Source organism: Lysinibacillus sp. COL-1 (genome assembly GCF_059814265.1).
In genome coordinates this window covers 1,171,820-1,197,169 of the sequence record NZ_JCAWSJ010000004.1, presented here as the reverse complement: position 1 = coordinate 1,197,169, position 25,350 = coordinate 1,171,820, and the positions used below count along the sequence as shown (strand labels likewise).

Genomic DNA, 25,350 nt, shown 5'->3' with positions numbered 1-25,350 from the left:
AAAATTATTTAACTGCTTCTTCAGCTGTCTTTAAAAGCCCGCGCATATAGTCAATAGCTTCTACAACTTGTGTACCAGGATTATCAAACAATTCTGCTGGTAAAAAGATAATCTGATTATTCTTTACTGCATCTAAGTTTTTCCACGCTGCGTTTTCTTTCAATTGTTTTTCAAAACCTTCTTTTACTGTTCCTGGATTGGCGTGCGTAATTAGCATAATTATTTTTGGGTTACGTTCAACAATTTTCTCAACACTTAATGTTGCGTATGTTGGAAACTTATCTGTCGCTGGTAAATCAGCTGCTATATTTTTACCACCTGCCTTATTTAAAATATCTCCGTATAGTGAATTATCAAGCGCGGCTAAATATGTACCTGGTGCACCGTAAACAATGAGAGCATCTAACGTTGATTTTGTTGAGCCTTTTGCAATTTCCTCATCAATTTGTCCAACTAACTTCTCCGCTTTTGCTGTGTTATTAAATAATGCTCCATATTTTGTAATCGTCTTTTTTATATCATCTACTGAATTCATATTTGAGTACACAATTTTCGTACCTGTAGCTTCTACCGTTTTAGCGAACTGCTGGAAGCTAAGTGGCACAATAAGTATTTCCGCATTCAATGCAGCAATTTGCTCAAATGATGGTTCATGTGGGTTACCTATCTCTTGAATAGCTTTTACTTCTGCCTTCATATCGGATGTAATCGTTGGTCGACCAGTAACGTTTGCACCTAATGCAAGCAAAATATTCATCATTCCTGGATTTAATGTAGCAACTGAACTCGGTATTGCTTCAAATTCATGCTTATTTCCAAGGTCATCTATTAATGTTACCGCCCCCCCTGTTTCAACTTGTTGTTCCATTTCTATTTTATCTGTTGAAGCACCCACATCTGCTGGTTTACTTTCCTCTCCACATGCTGTTAATACTAATGCTAACGCACCTACTAATAGAAATTTAAACTTCTTCATAGTAACTACCAACCCTTTCTTTTTAAAAAAAAACCAAATTGAAATTGATAATCATTCTCATACAGTTGTTTATGATTCTATTTGAAATAAAAATAATTGTCAACAAACGTTTTTAATGTTATTTTTTAAAATTTTTTATTGCATAGCCAATTAATGTATGTTTTAATTGATAATGAAAATCAATATCAATTAAAAATGTCATAAAGGGGTCAATATAATAGATGATTACAGTAACTAACCGTTTTTTAGTAAAAAAAGGTTTTGCTCATAAAATGGCACCATTATTTATATCTGATAAAAATTTATTGAACTGGGAAGGGTTTAATAAAGTTGAAGTGAACGTTTGCTCTGAACCAGAAGATCACGATGAAATGAACGTTATGATGTTCTGGGATACAGTCGAGCAATTCAAAGCATGGCGCGAATCAGATGACTTTAAAAATTTACACCGTCGTGAAGAGATCGGTAACAAAGAAAACAATGAGTCTTCCCCAATAATGGGTAACCGGGTTGTTATTTCAGAAATTGCTGCAACTTTAGTAAAGTAGCAGCAATTTCTGTACAAGGATTTCTTAAAAGGATAAAGATGTGCCAGCTCCCTCTTCCATCTGTAAGATTAACATTACACATATCAGTAAAAATACAAGAATAATAACTATACGTTCTTAGACGTTTTTCATCGAGTTTACAGCCTGGCATTTCAAACTCGCATCGTTTAAGAACGTTTTTTAAATTATTTTATAAAACCTCCACAATAATTTATTGTGGATCCCTCTTCTAAGACAACAGTTTTTATGAACTATTTTCAAAATAAATCACCGTATTTCTACTTTTGCAGTTAATATTGGCCAAATTTTATGTTTAGAACGCTTCCCTTAACATTCGCATGTCTTCACTATAAGATTAGCCTAGAAAAGTAAACGCTTGTTTTAGGCAAACAAAAAAAATCGGATGTATAAATGTTTAAAAAATGCAATTCAATTTCTACTTGAATTGCATTTTTTTATTGGATGAGGCGACCCCCTTCGGCAATAGCTCAAGCTGAAAACCTCATAGAAGCACATGATATAGTCACCTCATCCAACTGTTAGAGGAGTTTATGGGATAGTAATAGTATCTTGCTTTAATTATTAATCAATTAAATTGACTAATTCTAGTGATCGTTTTAAAACCTTCGCCATTTGAGCACGTGTTAAATTACTTTCTGGATTTAAATAGCCATTAGACCCTGTCATAATGTCTAGTGCCTGTAATTCCGATACGGCTTGCTTTGAGTAGTCAACTACTTGATTAGCATCTTTGTAGGATAAGGCATTTTTATCAACCGTTACTTTATAGCCTTTATATTCAAGCATGCGTAAAATCATTGCCGCTGCTTGCTGACGTGTAATATTTGCTGTTGGGTTAAATGTTGTGGCATTTACACCTGTTACAATACCTACCTCTGCAAGTGCTTGTACTTCATTTTCAAACCACTGACCTTTAACATCTTTAAACGCGGTTGCTTTAGCAGATTGAATATTTAAAGCTCGAGCGACCATTACTGCAAATTGTGCACGAGTTATATTTTTATTTGGACTAAATGTTGTAGCTGTTGTACCTGTTGAAATTCCAGCAGCGTATAAAGCTAAAATTTCATCTTTGCTGAATATATTACCAATATCTGTAAAAGGATTTTTAATATTATCCGTTTTCTCTGTATTATTAGAGTTTGTTGTTTCTTCCTCTAAAGTTGGCACATCAAACGTAAAGAATAATGTGTACGCCCCATAACCTAAACTACCTGAATCTACAAATATTTTCGTTACGCCATTGCGATCTTGAATTAATGGTAAACGTACAACACGTACTTGATCCATTTTTTCGCCTGTAGAACTTATCACTTCGATTTTTTGTTGCTTACCATTTTCATCAATATAAGCAAGTGTTTCAAAACCATAAGCTTTACCAATTAGTGTCATTTCAATATAACGTTTACCGTCAAGTGTTACTAATTCAGCTTTCGTGAAGTATGGTGCTAAATAGTTTGTAATAAAATCAGCCATATTACCGTTTGGATCAGCCACCATTTTATACGTAATGGACTGACGAGTATTCTTTTCATTTGTCTTTGTTGTCGTTGCTGATACATTTGTGGAAATCGTCTTATCCGCCGTTATTGCTTCAAAAACAAGATTATCTAGTGTAGCAATTTCAAATGAAAGTGTTGTTGTTTTTGCAGTTGCAATCGGTACTAATGAAGCTACTTTATTCGACCATTTTGCAATTTCTTTACCGTTTTGTTTGACAATAAAATTTTGTAAGTTATTTTCAATATTTAATGAAAGCATAACTTTATATTTGTTATTTTCAAATACTGTTTTTGCTTTTTGTAGGAAGACAGCTATCTCTTTTGTATTGTTTGCAAATTCAAATTTAACTACTCCCTCTTGACTAAAGTTCCCTGTAGTACTTGTATTTGTTCCGCTATTAGTTGAACTACCATTTGTTGAACCACTATTAGTTGAACCACCTGTACTTGGGAATGTTGTACTATCATTAATCTTTGAAAGTGACGCTTCTTCAAATTTTAATAGAATATTATAGTCATGATGATAGTTAAGATCCGCAATATCGACTTTTACCCACGCATTTTGAAGAGTAGCTAAATTCGATACTGTAAATTGCACTACTCGTACATCATTTGTATCGCTAATTGTACTAGGTGTTGCACCATTCACTGTAAATCCAGTAATCCATGAACTATTTTTTAGTGTTAATTGAACTTGATAGGAAGAGCCATTTTTCACTACATATGCTTGATTATCAACATATGTGTTCATAATAGAGCTACCCGTACCTGATTCATTTAAGAACGTAAAGTTCACTGTATACAGCCCATTAGTTGATTGTTCATTGTTTTCAGTGTTAGAATTGTTATTGCCACCGGTATTTGAATTATTATTGTTCTCCCCAGAACCTGATTCACTGCCGTTGGTATTTCCTTCCGAACTATTCTCCTCTTGCTTAGCAATCTCACCCGTTAATAGTACTTTTTCAACTGTCGTACTCATTGTGGATGCATTCCCATTTCGCTCAGTTGTTGACGTGAATGCTAAATTTTCTAATGAATCTACTGTAAATTTAATGACATTTTTCGTGTCCCCTGCTGTCCATTCTGCAATCATTTTATTTCCTTGTTTTACAGAAAAGCCCTTCGTTGTACCATTTACAACTAAATTAATTGTTACAGCAATTTTATTGTCTGCTGTTTTTGTAGCATATGCTTGTCCTAAAAGGGATGCGATTATTGTATGAGCAGGTGCACCAGAGCTAACAGGTGTCAGTCCAAACTCAATTACTTGATTGTTCGAGTTGAAATGCTCAGGTAAATATACAATTTGTTCTTTTATCGGTGCAAAATCAAACGTAAACGGTGTTGCTGGATACTTGTCACCTGACATAATCACTGTAGCCTTTAAATCAGCATCTAATTTTACCTTTATAACACGTACTAATGAATTGCCTTCTCCTTCAGAGCTTACGATTTTTACGTCTTCTCCGTTTTCACTGCCTACTTTTAGTGTCGTAAATGCATATGTGTGACCTGTTAGTTTAATATAGGCATATTTTTCTTCACCAATTGTCGCTAAATCAGCATAATTAATATAACTTTTAAAATACGTATCATATGTTTTATTATTTGTTAAAAATGTGAAAGGAACGTTTTTTGTAATAATTTCATCTTTGTTATCTTCTGGTTGTTCTGTTGCTTCATCACATACACGATTAACTTCCGTAACATCAGCAATTTTTAAATACACTATATAGTCATGATCATACGATAGCATTGGAATATAAACATCAACCCATGCCTTTATTGTTTGCTCATATTGATCGACTACGAATGTGTAAATATCGTTACCATTAGTGTCTGTTGTTTTTTCAATAGCTTTTTTTAATTCTCCGCCAGATTCTACTTTAAAATCCTGGTACCACGCTGTATATGCTTGTGGCACAGTAATGTCTACTGTAAATTGACCATCTTTTTGTTGAACAGTAGCTTCCTTTTGAACATAGCTATTCATCATTGAATCTGCTGTTTGCTGTTCGTTGAGCATTTTGATATTTGCCGAATAGTCAACTACGCAGCTAGATCCGGTATTCTCTTCCGCCTTTACTTCCATTCCCAAGCCAGGTAATACTGCACCTAACATCAACACTATCATTGCTACATATTGTAAAAATTTCTTCAATACTCTAACCTCCTGAGTTTTTTAATTATTTCAACCTATCCTAAGCGTTATTACCTCCTTTTGTATAAACAATTTAACTAGTACTACCACAAACCCAAATGATTCCCATTCTCAATTAAAATTAAAAGAAAAACATCTATTAATTACATGGATGTTAGTGAGTAAATCTACCTTTTTAATTGATTATGATTCTCATTCTCACCAATTATAACTCACAAACTATTATTGTCAAGAAAGTTAAAATATGTTTTGTTATTTTATTTTGTGTAAATAATGCTAAATAACATACTGTCATTGAAATATTTACTGTAAATTTAAAAGGATTAAAAATTTACCTTCATTAACTCTAAGAAGCTGCTAATCTGTCTCATATAATTTTCCTAAATGCTTAATGGAATCATATATGTACCAACACTTTCATGCGTTTGAATAATCACTTCTACACCATACACTTCTTTCATCCGTTCTGCTGTTACGGTTTCTATAGGTGCACCTTCGCATAATATTTTACCGTCTTTCATCAAAATAATATGATCGCTATATTTTATTGCTTGATTAATATCATGCAACACCATCACAATTGTTAGAGCATGTTCTTTGTTCAATTTCTTCACTAACTCCATTAATTCTATTTGATAAAAAATATCTAAATATGTTGTTGGCTCATCTAAACAAAGAATGGATGATTTTTGAGCAAGTGCCATGGCAATCCAAACACGTTGACGTTCACCACCCGATAATGCATCCAATTTACATGTACGTTTCTGTGTTAAATTTGTTGCTGACAGTGCCCAATTGACTGCCGCCTCATCTTCTTCAACATTTCTTTTCATTAATTGTTGATGGGGTACCCGTCCATAAGCAACTAGTTTTTCAATCGTGATATCTTGCGGCACTGAATTTTGCTGATAAACAATGGCTAGTTTTTTCGCAAATTCCTTGGCCTTGTATGTCATTATATCCTTCTGTTCTAACGTTACTGATCCTTGTTGCGGCATATTATTACGTGAAATAACACTTAATAATGTTGTTTTTCCACAACCATTCGGGCCAATAATCGTCGTGATTTTTCCCTTTTCAATAGTTGTCGTAACCCCATCTAAATGATTTTGCTTCTGATCATAAGATAGTTTAATTTGAGAAACGTTCAATACACTCACCTCTCTTTATTTATCTTTTCGAATTAAGAAGATTAAAAATGGTCCACCGATTATCGCCATGATTGTGGATGCTGGTATTTCCAGTGGCGCAACTAATATTCTACCTAATGTATCGGCAGTTAAAATTAGCAGGGCACCAGCTAATGCCGAGAATGGTATTAACCATTTATGATCTGATCCTACTAACCTTCTTGAAATATGCGGTACTAATAAACCGACAAATGCAATAACACCAGCTGTAGCAGTTGAAATAGCCGCTAGTAATACCGCTATCGCTGCAATAAATAGTCGTGCACGTGTTACATTAAAGCCTAGACTCTTGGCCGTTTTATCTTGTAAAGCCAATAAATTGCACCAAGAGGCTATTAGAAGAGCAGCTAGTAAACCAATCAAACCGTAAAATGAAATTAAACGTACATCACTCCAAGTTCGCATCGATAAATTAGAGCCACCTACACCGCCAACCATCACATTCATATAGCTACATAGCGTAACAAAGGCTTCTGTTAGACCCGTAAACATCGCATTAATCGCAATACCCACTAAAATTATTTTCAAAGGATTTAATCCTGATTTCCAGGACAACATAAATACTAAAAAGCAAGCAAAGGCTCCTCCAAAAAAAGCTAATAATGGCGTAAAGAAAAACATCATTGGAAATAATGTAATGATTAATAATTGTACAAATGATGCTCCCGCTGAGATGCCAATTACACCTGCATCGGCTAATGGATTACGCATAACTGCCTGCAATAATACGCCGGAAATGGATAATGATGCTCCTGCAAATAAAGCAACAATAATCCGTGGAAATCGTAAATCTTTAATGACTGTGTAATTTGAGTTTTCTTCCCCAAAAAGAGCCCTAATAAACTCCATCGTATCCATTTTAATAGAGCCAGTAATGGCTGAATATATAATAACGACTAAAAGTAATAGACTTACAACTAAAAAACTACTTATTTTTTTATTCATCTCAGTCCTCTACATTTCTCATTATGGATACATAATGTTAATTAATTCTTCTAGCGCTTGAGGTACTGCAAGCGTTGCTGTTGTGCCAAATAACGGTTCATCTAAATCATAAACACGTCCATTTTTTACTGCGTCAAAATGCTTCCAAATATCATTCGTAGTAAATTCCTCATTAAACATTTCCACAACTTGTTCAGGCAGACCATGTGCCAGACGAATAATAATATCTGGATTGCTTTGTTGTAAAAATTCCGTATTAGACGGTAAATATTCCGGTTCTTGCCCGCTCATCACATTTTGACCTCCAGCCAATCTCACTAAGTCTCCAATATATGAATTTTCTGTTGCCACCAAATAGCTACCTGGAATGCCTAATAAAATCAGCACCTTTGGTGATTCATTTAATTCTGCCTTCATTGAAATGGCTGTAATCTTTCCTTCTAGCTCCGTCACTAGCTTCGTGGCCTCTTCTGTCCGTTTATATTTTTCTCCAATTTCTAAAATAGCAGCTTTCATACTATCAATACTCTGTAAATTCACATATGAAGCATTAATACCAACTTCATCAAATGTCTTTTTCAAATCTGCCTCCAACGTAGTCACTGAGAAAACCTCTGTTGGATTCAAGGATTTTACAATTTCCATATCAGGTGACATCGGACTACCAACCTCGGGTAAACCCTCATATCGTTTAGGTAAATCATATATCGTCGTAGGAATAGCGACGGCATCTAAATTTAGTGCATCTAAAATATGAGCAACTGCAACTGTCGTTGGAATAATTCGATTTTCATCTTGAACAGTTGTCTTATTTTCATCCTTTTTTTCTTTTACCTTATTTTCATTTTCCTTAATTGAATTAGTACATGCTGAAAGAACGACAAAAATAATACATAGCACCACCATATGTAACTTTCTACTATTTACTTTTGTTTCTTTTATCATGTCCATTCACTCCTTTTAAAAAGCACCCTACTCCTACCTGAGTGAAGTAGATGAGGGTGCTTCCGAAATATTTCAATGGATTTCTTCCTTCATGCGTTTTTTAAAATTAAATAGGATAAATCCACTGACACAGAACAATAAAAGTATACCTATTGGAAAAGCATCACTTGTTTGTGGATTTACTTCTTTTTCTTTAACTGACGAAATATCTGTTTTACCAGTATTATCTGTTTTTTTAGTCGTGTTAGAGTTATTTTGTACTGTTGTAGCTGCTACTGCACTACCATCTTCGTTTTTCAATGATGCCGCATCCCATACAAAATCTACTGTATATTCATGATGATAATTTAAGTCATCAATGTCCACCTTCATCGTAACAGCAGTTTTCGATGTATAAGCAGGTAATGCAAATTGGACGATACGTGTATCCTCTGCCTTATTTTCGCTGACGACTTTATTACCGCCTGTACTTGATTGAAATTTCGTTATCCACGCACTTTTTTTCATCTTCATTTGTACAACTGAAGTACCATTCTGAACAATAATTGTTGCAGGCTTCAAAAAGTAATCATTTGCCATCGAAGCAGATGAAGAATCTGGTTTATTCACTTGGTAATTGATTGTATATTTCCCATCTGCAAGCGCAGCAGAAGCATTTAAATTAGGTGTAACGAAAATTGTTAAAAATGCGACTAACATTACTGAAATTAACCTTTTGATAGTAAAACCCCCTTTCAATTGATAATCATTATCAACACTATGCATATAAAAAGGGATATTAGAAAATATCCCTTTTTATTATTCTGCGTGTTCGACATATTAATTATGATAATGATAATCATTATCACTAATTGAATGATATTATGTATACATTAATTTGTCAATACTAATACAAAATAGATTATTTTTCCTAAACAATTTTAAAAGTTAAGTAAGAATCAAAAAGTCTATGAAGCAATGAAAACAGATTGATAAGAAAAAAATCTCTATTTTTATGAAAAAAGTGGTGTCTCAAAATAAAACTTCCATTGACATATTTTAAAATTGATTATCTCTTGTTTTTTCGGGTCATCTCCTGCTGTAGCTCGATTAAGGAATGTGCTTTTAATTCGTGCAGTGTTACTAGAATTAGATGAATCGAATATGGAGTCTTTTATCAGTTATAAAAAATCAATAATAAAGAAACGGATTTGGAAGTTATGCAATTCCAAATCCGTTAAAAAGTTCATTATGTTTTTATTTCATTGTAGCTGCTTGAATTTCAAAAAAGGCCCAATGTTCTTTTGGTATATCCTTGAAGATTGGTTCTGAATCTAAAGTTGGTATTGGACGATTAAAAATTCGATTTAATACCTTTACTGCTTGGGCACGTGTTAGCTTTTCATCTGGGCTAAATTGTCCATTTCCAGAACCTACCATGATCTCCATCTCACTAATAGCCTCTATTGCCTGGGCAGCCCAATGCGTAGAAGCTACATCATGGTATTTCTTATCACCTATCTTTAGATTGCAATAAGGAGTAGCAGTCGTCTCCTCTGAGCATTGCTTATTAAGCCAACGCATAGCAATAACTGCCATTTGAGCTCTTGTTATTTCATCATTGGGGCCAAAAGAATGATCTTGTCGTCCCTCCATGATTCCTTGTGTACGGATATACTCAATATCATGTTTAGCCCATGAATGAGCTGTATCTCTATAAAAAGTTCCAGTTACTTCTGGTACATTATTATTACTCAAACTTCTTGCCAACATTACGGCCATTTGTGAACGTGTAACACTTTCATTCGGACGGAAAGTACCATCTTCATAGCCTTGGATGTAAGGGACGGATGTTCTCTCTAGCTCTTTTTGTTCTAAATGTACTAAAGAAAAAGTAGAGAAATGCTGTACATCAAAAATGATACCTGTCTGCCCTTTATTGAATTCTACCAATCTTCCAGACAATAATTCCGATGTACCATTACTATGTTCTACATAAACCCTTATATTTCTTTCTTGCACGGATGTCAGGTTCTTTGGCAGTGGTAGTAGCAATGACACTTGACGATTTTGCAAGTTCGTTTCAATTGTTAATGGTTGGCTGATAACTTTCACTTTCGTACCTTTTGTTAATCCCAATGCCCTTTCACGCTCTTCAATATCTTCCTGTGAGATTGTACTCTTAATCGGTACAATTCGGAAATAAATATCCTCGTTGAAATCTGACATTGAATTATATGGAATTTCGATTTTAACATTCCTCATATCTATCCCAAAGCTAGATTTTCCTTCTACTAATAGTTTAGCTGCCTCTTTAGCAAGTATCACCTTTGTTTCACTTGCAGATGGTTCCATATTTGGTATGACAATTCGAGATTGTTTTTCTTCCAGCTTCACTAATTTCCGAAGAAACTCTTGTGCATTGGCAATTGAAAACGCTACCGTATCTTGTATCTCACCGTTGATATATAGACGTGTTAACACTGTTTGAAGAAGAACCTCGTTTGGCTTATTCGGATCTACAACATTCACCTTTACTTGATTACTTGGCAGACCTGGTTCAGGTGCTGGACTTGGAGTGGACGATCCTCCATCTCCCGGTACAATGTTTTTTGTCCATACAGCATACAACATCAAATTCACTTTCCCCATTTGAATGGTTTGCCCCTCTTTGTAAGTAACACCTTTTCCATCAGACCTTGTATTCCATCCTATAAATGTATAGCCGACTTTCATTAAATTACCTGTATTGCCTATAACTTTAATTAATTCGTGAGCAATATACTGCTTCGAATCAATTGGCACTTTACCTCCTTCAGCTCCGTTACCGTCATACGTAACTGTATATGTTGGCAGTGCGCCCGTTGTAAAATTCCAGGTAGTATTATCAGTAATACCTTCATACACATTACCCGCTAAATCAGTAAAGGCACCTGCATCAATTTGAATACTGTAAGCTGTATTTTGGGTTAATTCTAATGTAGGATTAATTGTCACGGATTCATTAATGATAGAGACGTTTGCTTGCGTAACTTCAATTGTTTCAACAACTTGATTGTCTGAACTATTACGAATGACAATATTTCTATTCGTTACAGGTAAAACCTTTTCATTAAATGTTAATACGAGATTTTCTGTAAACTGTACATCCATTGCTTGATGTATTGGGAAATAAGCTGTTACTTCTGGAGATTTTTTATCAAATATCACAATTGATCCTGAAGAAACCTCCGTTACCTGTATGCCCTCATGCCCCATTAAATCCCGATAATCAATTGCAAAGCTAATTGGTCCCTCTGTGTCCCCAGATTTCAGTGTATAGCTTGCTTGCCAAGTTTTAGCATCTCCATCACCTTTATCGGTTATGATGGCTGTTTGTCCGAGAATCGTTACATTGGGTGATTGAATATCCTCACTTGTCACAAAATCTATTGTGATAATATCATCTACCTTCGCGACTAATGGATTGGCATTATTAGATGCCATTGTCACCTGCTGAACAGTTGGCTTCCTACTATCAACTATGACATAGCTTCCATCAGTTACATCAGTGACCTCTGTTGCTGGAGTGCCTAGTAAATCTTTGAAATTTATGGTGAAGGGTGTTGTCCCCTCCATATCTCCATTTGTTACCATATATGTTGCTTGCCAGTTTGTTGCAGCTCCATTGACAGTTGCGGCTTTTCCTGCAATCTTAACTGTAGGTGCTTGAATACTTTTATCTGTCTTAATTGTTAATGTAATAGTATCCCCTATCTTGGCCTTTGTCGGATCATGATTATTCGACTTAATCGTCACCTCTACAGCTTGTGGCATCGTTTTATCAATCACAAATGAAACTGTTGTTGTATTACCTGCGTTATCTGTTGCTACCAAAGTATAATTTCCAGATGTACTTACAATGCTTCCACTTGTAAAGAGAGCACCATTTAATGTCGCTGTTCCTTCACTGAAACTAATTGTTACGTCTGTATTATAAACACCGTTATTTGTCACTCCTGTTATGGTAGGAGGGGTCGTATCTAATACAATTGTATTTGATAATGTATTCGATATATTGCCACCAGTATCCCTTAGTTGCATATAAACGGTTTTACTACCTTCACCAGGTGACAATGTCCAATTTCTTGAAGATAAACGCGGCTCCCAACCGGACCAAGTAGTACCATCATTTGACAAGCGCATTTCTATCGCTTCTCCTTCTAAATCACTTGCAGTCATTGTTAAAGTAACATTAGTAGTATTTGTATAGCCTGCTCCACCATTAATCATAATAGTGCCTGTTGGGGCATGATTTTTAATAATCTGAATTGTAAATTCCTTATCAAACGTATTACCAGCAGCATCTGTTACTCTTATCGTAATCTTATAACTATTTTTCGTATCATAGGCAAACGGGGCATTTGTCTTTAATACATTTCCATCAATTGTAAAGAAGCTTATATCCCCAGATTGCAGTGAATACGTAAAAGTTTGTGCACTTCCTGAGTCTGTTGCCGTCATTGTTCCAACAGTTGTACCAATGGGCTTCTTTTCTTCTATAGTAGTATTACTGAGTTCAATATTCGTAGGTGGTGTACTATCATAGATTATTTGATATTCCGCAGATGCTTTATTCAATGCGCCACTGCTATTAGCAACTACATTTTCAGGAATTTTAATTTTCACTGCTCCATCCACACTTGGTGATATTTGGGCAGTATATGTGGCACCACTTCCTGTGATAGATAGAATAGTTCCATTTGTAACAGTTATATCTCCAGCCGCTAAACCAGTCACTGGCTCACTGAAAACAATCGTTATAGAAATTGGATTGCTATTTGTTGGGCTAGATATAGTTGTTGGAATGGTCACGGAAGGACGTGCATTGACGACTAGATTCATTGTATAGACAGTGCTATAGTCAATACCGTCACTTACCTTAAATGTAAAAGATGCAGAAGAGCCATTTTCCGTCATATATTTGAATTTACCTACATCTAAGTCAGCTTTACTTATTGTCTCACCATTTGCAATAGCTTCCCCTGCCTCAAATTGCTGATTATTATTGTTATCGAGAAAAAGTTGTCCGCTATTAGGAATTGTAGAGATTTGAATCTGTTTCAAAGTATCTCCAGCATCTGCATCATTAAAAGTGAAGGAAGTACTATCAAATGTATACACTTGCCCCTCATTTACATTTACGGTTCCATTACTAGATGTCGGTGGGTTATTGGGAGGGTTATTATTTGGTATATCTATCGTAAATTCCGTAAACGTTAAATCCCACAACCCCGCCTGTACAGTATTGATAAATTGCACACTTGCAGTAATGATAAAAGAGTTAATACCCTCAATATTAATAGGTATATCATAAATAGGGTCATGCTTGGCAATTGTCTTAAAAATAACTGGATTTCCTTTTGGATTTCCTACTTCATCATACCCTTGAATCGTCAGAGACAAGGCATCATTTTCGGCATGTGAATTGATAGTATTAATCTTTAACGTTTTTAAATCAAAGACACCACCTGAAAAACTTTCACCTGCAGAAATTCTAATCGATTTTGGTGTTGAATATTCATCTGCATTAAAATAATAGCCAGCTGGAAATTGTGCATCATTACTATACGTGAATAAATGAATACCATCATTCCCTACAATGCCAGACACTTCAAATCCGTTCGTTGTATCACTTAGCCAATTTGCTTGTGTTAAATCTTGAACACAAGTTGGATAATTAGACGTTCCACAATTAGCCGCCTCTGCTTTTAAAGGGGCAACAAACAATATGACTGTCAATTGACTATAAACTACTAACATAAAACACAAGGTTATGGCTATTATCTTTTTCCCCATTCTCTACACTACTCCTTTATAATTGTTTCACATCCTTCATTTCATTCATTCTTAACTCCTTGGAGGCCATTCTCCAGCTAAGCAAATGATAAAGTTCAACCCAAGATATGGTTGCATATTATTATGTGGTTGATTCCCACCCACTACATCTATTGCCAATAAACTCATTTGTGTATTTACTTGTGTCGCATAGACAGGGACAGAGCCTCTTCCCTGTTGCTCTGTCCATATTGCTCCAGTTGGGTCATTATTTGAAGTTTGAACATTGTTACAAGCAGCTATATGATGATGACTAGGCATTTGAGTTGTTAATAGCGTAACAGTAGCTTCACCCCCTGATGCTCCAACACTCCTCGATGTTAATCCAGCTCCTGTTCCTTGATGAAGCGCTGCCCTACCATTTAGATTCGGTAAAGCAAAGGTGGTCCTTCCATCTCCTCCATAATTTGCACCTAAAATGGCAAATAATGCTGTATTGGAAGTAATTGATAAGAGCTGACCATTACATAAAGCCCAATCTTTTGGTGCGAAATTACCGCCAAATATTCTGATTTCTCCAATATAGGCTTCTGACATTTTCCTGCATCTCCTTTTTTCTTAATTTCTTGATGGATAAATTCCTACTAGAGCCATACAATAATTTGCCACACTGTAAGGCTGCATATTTTGATGGGGCAGTGAACTTCCTGATGTTGATAATGCTTGTGTGTTCATATAAGTATTCAGTTGATTATCAGAATAGATATTATTAGTGGATGCCCCCCATACATTACCCGCAGCCGCTTTCACCGTAGCACTGTCCGAGCTACCGTTGACTGCATGTGTATGAGCTGGCATTTCGTTTATAGTTAATACATGTGTCTCTTCTCCCGCCTTTTGTCCTAGTGAGACACCGTTACCTACATGAACGGGAACTCTCCCCCTTAAATCAGGCAATGCAAATGTCGTTCTGCCATCGCCACCATAAGTTGTTCCCAATATGGAATATAGGGCTTGGTTTGTATTAATTGGCAAAACTCGACCATCGCATAATGCCCATCCTCTTGGGACCCTTCCAAAGCTAAATAATCTGATTTCACCTACATATGGCTCACTCATCTTTTCATTCCTCCTAATCAAAATGATGGGTATATACCGTAAAGAGCGATAATAAAACTAATTGTCAGAAACGGCATTACATTGTCATGAGGAGTATTTCCTCCAACACTTGAAACGACTGTTGCATTCATTGTGCTATTTGCTGGTTGTGTTGAATATTGTATATTTTTTGCCCAAACAGCTTTTTCAGGACTCAGTGTTGTACCTTCAAGTGAGAAAGCATTTACTTGATGCGTATGAGCTGGAAGCTGTGAAGTGTTTAAAGTGACAGTTTCCACCCCTCCTATTTGACCTATCACATAGTTCGTACCAGTTGCTTGATTCTGTCCTTGATGGACAACTACTCTACTTTGAAAATTTGGTAACGCGAATGTCGTTTGTCCATTCCCGCCATAAGTTGTACCAATTAAGGAATAAAGTACTTCATTTTCTGCAATGGATATGAGTTGCCCATTGCACAATGCCCAGCCATCTGGAGCATAATTACCTGCAAACATTCGAATTTCTCCAACATATGGATCCATTTAAAACACCTTCCTTTAATGATGTATCTCTTACACTAAATTAATGTAGAAAGGTTAAAATCAGGTTAAAAAAATGGCATTAAATGAAAATAATATATTTTACCTAGAATGAATTTCAATCTTTTCAATTTTAGCTACTCATTAAAATCAATAGAAAGAAATCAAATAAACAATCTCATTTTACTATTGCATATGCTGTAGCAAAGGTAGGTAATCAGAATCCAGAAGATAGACCACATGTAATGAAGTGAAGTATAAATATAAGAAAAACAAAAAGAAGACCGTTTAATTAACACGAACGGTCTCCTTCATTGTATGTTGCCTCTTGTCCTACTTATTTATCTAGAGGTTAATTCTACGATTTGCGATACAGCAATTTAATCCATTTACTGCCCATTCAGTTAGCCGTGAACCCTTTTCTCAAATATTGAATTCGGACTAATGACAAACATTAGTTCCTCTGTAGAGTTTGATGCCGTTTATTTAGACTCAATACCGCCAGTGTTTACAGCAACTTTAGGCTCAACCAACATAATATGGCATTCCTTTTCAGCGAAAGGCTTTTGCTCTGCTCCTCCCGGAACAATAAACATCTCTCCCTTAGAAATTTTTACCTGGCCATCACGAAAAGCAATGAACATTTCTCCTTCTAGCACAATAAATACCTTATCTGCACCTTGATGCTCGTGCCATATAAAATCTCCATCAATCTTAATTAGTTTGAATTGAAAGTCGTTTATTTCACCTACAACTTTCGGAGACCAGAGCTCATTTATTTGAGACAAATTTTCTTTTATATTTATAACTTGGTAGGGCATAACCATCTCTCCTTATCATCTATTGACCTTCTTAACACTGTTTGTTTCTCGAATTAAATTCTTCGTTTTATTGTTTTTGCAGGGCATTTGTTATATTTTGCAAAGCGTATTCAATAGCTAATGGACCACCAGTAATAGCGGAAGTATCCATTAAATGAATATTCCCTTTTTTTACGGCGTTCATATTATTCCATACATTACTTTGTTGTAATTCACTCATTAATGTTTCCTTTTTTGTAATGTCACCTATAAGGAAAATATGGTCTGCTTGAATTGTTGAAATTCCTTCGAATGCAGTAAACTGATTATTTTTTCCTTTAAATGTGATATCTGGTGTAAGCCCCAATCCCTTTTCTTTATCAAACGCAAGAATATATACAGGATTTTCTTCACCTAGAACATTAAAAGTTTTTCCATCCCAAGACAACACAAGTGCTACTGACTCTCCTTGAATCGACTTTAATGCTTCACGACCAATTGTAATTTCTTGCATCATTTTATCAATTACTTTTTCCGCTTCGTCTTCCTTTCCAATAATCTCGGCTACTGTACGAAGGCCATATTGCCATTCATCATAGATGTCCTTAGATTTCAGCGTAATGACTGGCGCAACTTTTTCTAGTGACTCATATAATTTTTCATGATGTTCCGTTGCTAAAATATAATCAGGCTCAGTCGATAAAATTTTTTCAATACTAGGAGACAATTTATCTCCTAATTCTTCAGTTGAATCTAGCTTTCCATTTAAATAAGATAAAGAAGATAGATACTCTTTGTCAGTAGAAGCTGTAGGCGGCTCACCTAATGCAACTAGTATTTCAGGATAAAAATACCATAGGGAAACTATTTTTTCTGGTTTTTTCTCGATAACAATTTCTTTACCTAAAGCATCCTTAATGGTTCTTGGCCAATGAGTTGCATCTGCATTAACCGCAGAGGTAGAAGTGTCTTCTGTAGCTACTCCTTTCTTTTCAACTGATGTTTCATTGCAACCTGCTAGTATGCCTGCTAATAATAGCGTTGAGAATAATAGTCCTTTGATCTTGTGCATCCGAAATTCCTCCAACAAATTATCTTTGATACGCTATTAGTATAGTAAAGGAATTTTCGGATTTGAATGGATGCTTGTTGAAATTAGCATGGATTATTGATGAACTTCTCTCGATATTCAGTAGGAGAAAGACCAAATTGTTTCTTAAACACTCTACTAAAATAAAAGGGATCAGCAATTCCAACAGTTTGCGCAATATATTGTACAGGCGCATCACTTGTAAAAAGCATTTTTTGCGCCATGTTGATACGATATTTTAATAAATATTCTGCTGGTCCCATACCTGCATGTTTTCTAAATACATAAGAAAGTCGATTTCGATTCACGTTATATTGTTCTGCAAGCAAGGGGATTGTAAGGCTTTGATGATAGTATTCATGAATATAAGAAGATACCCGTTCGAATAAAGTATGTGATTCACAGCTATTTTGCCTATTAGCAACACATAATAAGGCTTCATTCAGTACATCGCGAAACAGCATTTCGGTCTGAAACATTGAAATACCTCCGCGCTGATTATACACATGCCAAAGACGCATAAGTAATTCAATAAGACGAGGAGATTGTCCAGTCGATAATTCAAAATGCTGATGAGAAAAACTGGACTCTTGTAGTTCTGAGTTACATATTCGGTATAAAACAAGAATATATTCCCAGTTCGCATTATCAAAATTTTTTTGATCTAGTTTCATTTTTGCACCACCATGCACAACTTTTCCTGGTGAAAAGATATAAGGCGTGCCATTAAATTGAAATTGTATTTTCCCTGTAAGTGGAAAAATAAATCCAGGAAAGGAATCTGTATAATCAGCGTACGGCACACCTAAATAACTCGTATATCGATATATTCCTTCTACTTGGAAAGGAATATGTGCTAAATGTTCTGCTAACTGATTCACATCGATTTTCAAATTGCATACCTCGTTTCAAAATTGTTTACTAGTAATGGCTTTTGACAACAAATAGCATGGACCCCTCAACAAGCTACTGTTCAAAGTAAGTTTCAGTGGCATCGAGAACTGATTTTAAGGATTCCATAATCAATCGGCGGGTTGAGTCATCTCAGCCAAATTACTGATCATGTTTAGCCCCTGAAATGCGAAAAGGTGGGCATGATGACTTTCGACTATCCCCACCTTATCGATAATGATTATCATTGTCAATTTGAAATAGAACCACCCATCTACTAATTGGTGGCTTGCACTACGCATGAAAAACTCGGAAACTGAGCCATGTCTAAAGAATTTTGAAAGGTCCGCTAATTGCCCTTAGTTTTCGCACACCGCTATAGTGGCTTTTTTGTTAAACCTTATTGTAAACTTAATAGCTTTTTATCATTTTATATATTCTTCTTCTCCTTCTTTTGTTTTCTTACTCAAAATTAACTCCTTACAAATCATCTCTATTTCTTGTGAAAAAGATTTTATTTGAAAGGCATCAGAAAAGATTTTATGCTTAGATGAAGCCACAACTTGTTGTAGTTTTTCTTCATAGGTTTGTACAAAATAATCAAGCGTCGGGCTTTTCAATTTCAGGGCATGCGCAATCCCTTGAATGATTTTCATACGGAAATAGTCCTCTTTTGGCATTCTAGGAATATCCCATTCTCCATCAAGATTTTTATAAATACCTCTAAAAGGAACGGCAGAAAAATCAAAGTATCTTCCTTCTTTATTTGGTATAGAAAATGGATCAATTAATAAGGATGCATAACGAATATAGAGCAGATATTCTTGATGTATAGATTCGAGTTTATTAAAATTCTCTATTTCTTGTCCGTCTATACTTGCTGGCTGCAATGGATAATTATCGTCTACCATAAATTTTAATAGATTGAGAGGTTGAATATCGAAGTGTTTCACAATTTCCATCATTTCTTTCCAATAATTTAATAGATGCCGAATTATTGTATAAGTAATAGGACCCTCAGGATAAAGCTTATACACATACTTTGTTATACTATCCTCATCAAATATTGCCTTTAATGAAAAATCATTCATAAATAAGGGAGGATGTACGTATAAAGAAATATTTCTTGTTTCTGCCTCAAGGGGAGAAGCTAATTTTTTTAAATGAATCCCTAAATGATGAAATAATTCAGATAATTTATCTAGTCTATGTGATTTTGAGTAAGTTGAACCTACATAAACTGTTTTCTTCACTCCTGTTGTCAATACTTCATTTGATGGTATTCCATCTATCCATCTAGTATCCCCATAATATGTTGAAAAACTAATGATCTCTGCCTGAGGAGTTAGATTCTTTAGGAAATTTGCTATTAAATGACTAGAACCAAATGTAGGTGACATTAATATATAGCAGCTAGCCTGCTTCAACACTTTCGTATCAATTTGTGCTAATACTGAAAGATAAGAGTCTGTAGTAACACAAAGAACTACGGTATCCCAATTTCCAGATATTTTATGATAACCCTTAAAAAACGCATCAATCGTACATTTTCCCGCAACAGCCTGATGTTGTGTATTTTGAATAAATACTTTGAGTGCAAGTTGTTGCTGAACGATCGTGTCAAAGAAAATGTTGGAGCGTAAAGATTCTCGACCTGCAATAGCTACTTTACTATTACAATAATTTTTGAAATTCACAGCTAATTGAATTACTGTAGGCCCTGTTCCTAACAGTAATACTTTATTAAAATAAGACATAGTCTTCTCCTCACCTATTAAATTCATTGTACCTTTTGATATAAAACAACATCAAAGACATGTTGAGGATGGATAATTTCTTCTATTATATGCCATTTATTTTTATTTACCTTCTGCATTGGATAATTAAAAAGAGACTTTAACCCATTTCCATAACGCATAGCAATCAGTACATCTTTATTTGTTACATCATATAATTGGTCTAATATGTCATATTTACTGCTTACAGTTGAACTAAATATAATATGACTAATCTGTTCCATAACTGCGAGCTCCCTTACTGTCTTCTTGTCAATCTGAATGGATAAATGACTTCCTAATTTATTTACTACATGTTTCCCCAACTGAATCGCCTCATCATCAATATCAATTCCAAAAACGTCTGCTCCTGTTTGTTCCGCAACCATTAATAATGTTATAGGAAAAGACCCAGATCCTATTAAAAGCACCTTCGATTGACTAGTAACTTGAAAACCTCCGAATTCCTTGCCAATACAGTCTCCTATATTACGAAAGTAATCTGTCATCTCCTTTTCTTCATGACTTAATAATAAAGCCCGGTATTTTTCCATGATTTGGACACAAACAGAAGAGTTCTTTCGTAGATTTTGAACTAATGATACTATTTCAATTGACCGCCCTAAATTATTCCATTGTGTTTCATTGTCATGATTTATAATAAAAGAAGAATACTCATCAATTAACGCACACAACTCTAAATAATCAACTAGTAGATGATCCTTGTTATAAATAAATAACTTAAATTTATTATCAAAGTAATGTAATTTTTTTAAAAACAACTCTATATCCTTCACTTGCCCCACTCCTATATTTGAGGATTAAAGTTCAATATATGCATACACTTTTAATACTATTTCAACACTTCCTTGGTTATGTAAATAATTTAACGTCCTCAATAATTAGTAAAAAATTGAGGGATTCATTGTATCCCCCAAATATAGAAAGCCGCGAAGTTGTAAATAGTAATAGCAATGGAAGGATTACCCCATCTTAAATCCTTGTAGCAACTATTGGATTGATAGTCGATCAAATGCAAATTCATAACCGTATATATTAGGAGACACTTGTACAAAAGCTGTTATATTTTTTGTAAGAGGTACGCTTGCATCTTCATATGCATATAAAATCTTAAACATATGGATTTATATCATTGATGAGGAATCTGTCTAATTCTTATGATTCCACATAAAAAAGACCAGAAACTCACTTGTTATATGAGTTCCTGGTCGATCGTTAAATAGTTAAATGTAAATACATTTCGTGTGAAATACTATAGTAACATTTAATACTAATTTATTGGCTTATAGTTCATAATGTCTGTTTATCAAACCATTTTATCTTTGCCTAAGAATTTCAAATAAATCATACACGTCATACTTTGAACATATTTGTTTTATTTTGTAATTCTTCTGCCATTTTAGAAAGTGTAAAAGTAGATGCTGTAATTTCTTCCATTGAGGCTAGCTGTTCCTCTGTAGCTGCAGAAATATTTTGTGTTCCTTCTGCAGAACTTTGGGCGATTCCATTGATTTGCTTCATCGAATCAGTCATATTATTCATTTCTATAGCCATATGTTCTACCGAAGTAGAAATCCCCTGAACTTGAACAGATACTTGTTTGGTAGCATGTTGAATTTTTTTGAAGGCTTCTCCTGCGGTGTTTACACTATTCATACCTATAACCACTTCATTTGTTGTGAACTGCATTGATTCTACTGCTCTATTCGTTTCCGTTTGAATTCCATCAATTAACACAGAAATTCTCTGTGCGGATAAAGAGGATTCTTCAGCTAATTTTCGAACTTCTTCTGAAACAACAGCAAAACCTTTACCATTTTCCCCTGCTCTTGCCGCTTCAATCGCTGCATTTAATGCTAGTAAGTTAGTCTGTTCAGCAATACTTGTTATAACTTCTACGATTTGTCCAATCTCTGAAGAGCGATCACCTAAACCAAAGATCACATTATTTAGATTATCGATAGAAGTTTGGATTTTGTCCATTTGTTGAACAGCGTTTTTAATGATTTCATTCCCATCCACTGATATTTGTTCTGCGTGGATAGCTGCCTCTGATACGCTAGTTGAATTACTTTCAATTGTTTGGACATCTTGTACCATTTGTGTAACAATATCTTCTGTTTCTATTATCGTTCTAACTTGATGCTCTGATCCGCTTGCAATATCTAACGTAACAGTCGCAATATGCTCGCTAGCTGAATTTGTTTGTTCTGTACTTGCCGTGAGTTCTGTAGAAAATGCTACCATATGTTCAGACGATTGCTTTACCTGACCAATTAAATCTCGTAATTGAGCAATCATACGATTAAGTGAGGTAGATAATATCCCAAATTCATCCTTAGAATTATAATCTACACTAAAATTTAATTCTCCCGCTTCTGCTCGTTGAACAGCAGTTTTTATTTTTTCTATTGGAGCAGTTATATATTTTCGAACACCAATAAACCCAATTACAACATACAGTATGCTTAATACCACTGAAATGATCATTGTATTTCTAGTATTTTTATCTACTTGGTCTACACTATCTTTATATAAAGAGCTTGCATAATCTCTATTCAGTTCTGTTAACTTTAAACCTTTTGATAAAATACTATTATACTCAGGCTCACCTATAGAATAATAGAGGTTTAACGCTTCCTCATTCTTATTAGCAAGACTCAGTTGGAATACTTGCTCCATAGTCTCTTTAAAAATTGGATATTGTTCCACCAGTTCACTTATAATTTCTGCTTCATCTGACTTCAAGTTGGTGTCATTAAGTAATTGAAGATTCATTTCATTATCTTCAAAAGCTTTGTTCACCTCATTATTGATTAATTCTATCGTTTTTTCATCAGTATAAAGGAAGGATCTATACATATCTGTTAAAATAACACGATTATTTAGCCTGTAATCAGTCAATATAATCCCTGGTTCTAAGCGGTCCTTAAATATATCCTCTATATTATTTTTTAAAGATTTCATCGTGTTATACCCAACCACTTGAATAATACCAACTGTAGATATGGATATTAACATTAAGATTAATAATTTTTTCATTGTGGAAAGATTGCGTAACATCATAATTATCCCCTCTGATTCGAAAATGTAGTACACGAAAATTTGTTTGTTTTACTGGTTATTCATTTAATAACAATAGGTAATAGGATGGTCTTACTTTATCATTGGTTCGTGTCTCTATTATCCAAACTATATTTATATAGCACGGTACCATTCTAACCTCTGATGTATAGTCTGCTCTGTCTAACTTTTTATCATCTATGAGTCTAGTATCCTTTCCTCCAGTAATTTTCAAGAAAACATCAGACCCAACAAAAGTATGTATTTTAAAATCAATGATAATAGATTTATATCAATAATATTTTTCATCATGTATAACTTAGTTTTATATTCTCCTTCTATCATTTTTAAATTCAATATTCCAAATAATCCAATAATTTTTATCCCAGTATCCTTTTCTCAAGATCAATTAAATTCCCCCACTCTATACTTGACTTAATAATGTTTTTAAAAGTAGTTGGTCTGGCTGTTGTTCTTTAGTAAAATAAATTTTTTGAAGTCTTTTACCTAGTCTGAAAAAATCCTCCCTTTCAGGTATAGAATTCCACACAAAAATATCTTCTTTATCTTTAGCAATATTTAAGTATAGGCGATCAGTGATTATCAATTCGGCTTCTTCATCTTTTGTGCAATAATCAACATGCGAAAAAACGCGTTTGACCTTATCAAATAAATAAGGAACATCATTTATCACAGAGTATATTTTTACCTTTATTGTGCTTCTTTTAAGTACGTCGATTGATTGTTTTAGTAATCGATGATATCTACCAATTAAAAGCTCCCTACGTTCAAAAATCTTATAAAATGCTTCATTCTCTAAGAGATAATCATAAAATTGATTCATAATTTCAATTTGTATAGTGGCATGACTATCAAATCTCTTTTTATAAAGATCCTCTTTAAATAGAAATGCAGGACCAGAAAAATTCACCGTATAATAATGAAGGTTAAGTAAGTTTACAAACAATACGCCATATTCCTCTATATCTAAAGTAATAGAAAAAAACTCCCTGAATTTCTCCATCCAATACAAAGTAGCTTGCACAAATAATTCTTGATTATGGTATTGAGCAAAATTCATCATTAAACTTATTGTACTTTCATTTTTCTCATAACGATGTTGAGATTCTAGAAATGAAAATGAAAACTTTATCTCTTTTTCTATTGCTTCATCATTAAGGGCTGTGAATTTTTTAAATAAAGAACTAAATGTTTGTGAAAACTTTTCATATTGATAATGATGTTCTGTGTATCTTGTATATGCTGCGTCTTCTTCTATGACAAAACCCATTTTAGCTCGTATTAAGCAAATCGCCAGCAAATATAAAACAGATATTGGAAGTTCTCGATTATACCCCTTAATTACTTCTAATATTTCTTCTCTAGATATTCCTGTGAAAGGCCAAATTTCTCCCCAACATGAATTCCAATAGAATAAATAATAGAAATAGCGAAATTGTTTTTCAGATCCTTCAAGTGTAATAAAATCTTGAGATGTATATTTTAATTGAAATTCTTTTAATAAAGGTTTAATCTTATTTATTTGGCGATATATAGAAGCTTGACTTGTAAAATTCTCTATAATAAACATATTAAAATCGACTAATTTATTGTAGAAAATATCATTAAAGATTTTATATGCTAAAGAATTTTGTAAGTAATATCTTTCTATTGCTTTAATTGAAAAATAATCTTTACAATCTAATTTAAATTGCTTATGTTTAATTTCTTTTAAAAAAGTAGCTTCATCAAATTTTTGTAAATCACCTGAGAGTTCTGTTACTATTTTTAAGATGGTTCTTTCAGATAAATCCATTTTTTTAGCCAACTCCTGACTAGAAAAGAAACGTTTTTCATTATGGATATGATCTAATAATTGCACCTTTTGTAAAGTGAAACGATCTAAAAAATTGTACATACTCTCACCTCTATTTCTTACTAATTTGTCTATCAATACGCCGAAAATACGCATATATAGAACTG

18 protein-coding genes are annotated in these 25,350 nt (G+C 34.2%); 1 reads left to right on the top strand and 17 read right to left on the bottom strand.

The window, feature by feature from the left end; genetic code table 11:
• Nucleotides 1-4 precede the first annotated feature (4 nt).
• The gene (locus tag AC6BKE_RS14125) at nucleotides 5-976 is read right to left on the bottom strand and encodes an ABC transporter substrate-binding protein (protein ID WP_058843348.1); all 972 of its coding nucleotides are present in this window, start codon (nucleotides 974-976) and stop codon (nucleotides 5-7) included.
• Between the two features lie 221 nt (nucleotides 977-1,197).
• Between AC6BKE_RS14125 and AC6BKE_RS14120 the strand changes: the two genes are divergently transcribed.
• Entirely contained in the window at nucleotides 1,198-1,524 is a 327-nt protein-coding gene (locus tag AC6BKE_RS14120) for an antibiotic biosynthesis monooxygenase (RefSeq protein ID WP_036127104.1), read from the top strand.
• A 582-nt stretch (nucleotides 1,525-2,106) separates the two neighbouring features.
• On the opposite strand, the gene AC6BKE_RS14115 is transcribed toward AC6BKE_RS14120, so the two are convergent.
• From AC6BKE_RS14115 to AC6BKE_RS14040, 16 genes are all read right to left on the bottom strand, one after another.
• Nucleotides 2,107-5,211 carry an NEAT domain-containing protein gene (locus AC6BKE_RS14115; RefSeq protein WP_499857006.1) on the bottom strand — a complete coding sequence of 1,035 codons (3,105 nt, stop codon included), beginning with the start codon at nucleotides 5,209-5,211 and terminating at the stop codon, nucleotides 2,107-2,109.
• A gap of 380 nt (nucleotides 5,212-5,591) precedes the next feature.
• Entirely contained in the window at nucleotides 5,592-6,362 is a 771-nt protein-coding gene (locus tag AC6BKE_RS14110) for an ABC transporter ATP-binding protein (protein WP_058843346.1), read from the bottom strand.
• Between the two features lie 15 nt (nucleotides 6,363-6,377).
• Nucleotides 6,378-7,346 carry a FecCD family ABC transporter permease gene (locus tag AC6BKE_RS14105; protein WP_036127110.1) on the bottom strand — a complete coding sequence of 323 codons (969 nt, stop codon included), beginning with the start codon at nucleotides 7,344-7,346 and terminating at the stop codon, nucleotides 6,378-6,380.
• 21 nt (nucleotides 7,347-7,367) lie between these two features.
• On the bottom strand, nucleotides 7,368-8,291 hold the full coding sequence (gene isdE, locus AC6BKE_RS14100; RefSeq protein ID WP_330493514.1) for a heme ABC transporter substrate-binding protein IsdE: 924 nt from the start codon (nucleotides 8,289-8,291) through the stop codon (nucleotides 7,368-7,370).
• Nucleotides 8,292-8,363: 72 nt separating this feature from the next.
• Entirely contained in the window at nucleotides 8,364-9,056 is a 693-nt protein-coding gene (gene isdC / locus AC6BKE_RS14095; RefSeq protein WP_082673684.1) for a heme uptake protein IsdC, read from the bottom strand.
• A 471-nt stretch (nucleotides 9,057-9,527) separates the two neighbouring features.
• Nucleotides 9,528-14,108 (bottom strand): S-layer homology domain-containing protein, encoded by a 4,581-nt coding sequence (locus AC6BKE_RS14090; RefSeq protein WP_499857004.1) that lies wholly within the window; start codon nucleotides 14,106-14,108, stop codon nucleotides 9,528-9,530.
• Nucleotides 14,109-14,159: 51 nt separating this feature from the next.
• Nucleotides 14,160-14,684: a phage tail protein gene (locus AC6BKE_RS14085; RefSeq protein ID WP_058843342.1), complete on the bottom strand. Its 525-nt coding sequence runs from the start codon at nucleotides 14,682-14,684 to the stop codon at nucleotides 14,160-14,162.
• A 21-nt stretch (nucleotides 14,685-14,705) separates the two neighbouring features.
• Entirely contained in the window at nucleotides 14,706-15,206 is a 501-nt protein-coding gene (locus AC6BKE_RS14080) for a phage tail protein (protein ID WP_058843341.1), read from the bottom strand.
• A gap of 17 nt (nucleotides 15,207-15,223) precedes the next feature.
• Complete coding sequence (locus AC6BKE_RS14075; RefSeq protein WP_036127178.1) at nucleotides 15,224-15,730, bottom strand: phage tail protein; 507 nt, start codon at nucleotides 15,728-15,730, stop codon at nucleotides 15,224-15,226.
• A 479-nt stretch (nucleotides 15,731-16,209) separates the two neighbouring features.
• Nucleotides 16,210-16,548, bottom strand: coding sequence for a cupin domain-containing protein (locus AC6BKE_RS14070; RefSeq protein ID WP_036127180.1), 339 nt, complete (start codon nucleotides 16,546-16,548; stop codon nucleotides 16,210-16,212).
• Nucleotides 16,549-16,615: 67 nt separating this feature from the next.
• Entirely contained in the window at nucleotides 16,616-17,599 is a 984-nt protein-coding gene (locus AC6BKE_RS14065; RefSeq protein WP_499857002.1) for an iron-siderophore ABC transporter substrate-binding protein, read from the bottom strand.
• Nucleotides 17,600-17,682: 83 nt separating this feature from the next.
• Nucleotides 17,683-18,510, bottom strand: coding sequence for a helix-turn-helix transcriptional regulator (locus AC6BKE_RS14060; RefSeq protein ID WP_271912674.1), 828 nt, complete (start codon nucleotides 18,508-18,510; stop codon nucleotides 17,683-17,685).
• A gap of 423 nt (nucleotides 18,511-18,933) precedes the next feature.
• Nucleotides 18,934-20,265, bottom strand: a complete 1,332-nt coding sequence (locus AC6BKE_RS14055; RefSeq protein ID WP_036127187.1) for an opine metallophore biosynthesis dehydrogenase — start codon at nucleotides 20,263-20,265, stop codon at nucleotides 18,934-18,936.
• A gap of 23 nt (nucleotides 20,266-20,288) precedes the next feature.
• Nucleotides 20,289-21,080: a nicotianamine synthase family protein gene (locus tag AC6BKE_RS14050; protein WP_036127188.1), complete on the bottom strand. Its 792-nt coding sequence runs from the start codon at nucleotides 21,078-21,080 to the stop codon at nucleotides 20,289-20,291.
• 577 nt (nucleotides 21,081-21,657) lie between these two features.
• Entirely contained in the window at nucleotides 21,658-23,370 is a 1,713-nt protein-coding gene (locus AC6BKE_RS14045; RefSeq protein WP_499856998.1) for a methyl-accepting chemotaxis protein, read from the bottom strand.
• 421 nt (nucleotides 23,371-23,791) lie between these two features.
• On the bottom strand, nucleotides 23,792-25,285 hold the full coding sequence (locus AC6BKE_RS14040) for a helix-turn-helix domain-containing protein (RefSeq protein ID WP_036127189.1): 1,494 nt from the start codon (nucleotides 25,283-25,285) through the stop codon (nucleotides 23,792-23,794).
• Nucleotides 25,286-25,350 lie beyond the last annotated feature (65 nt).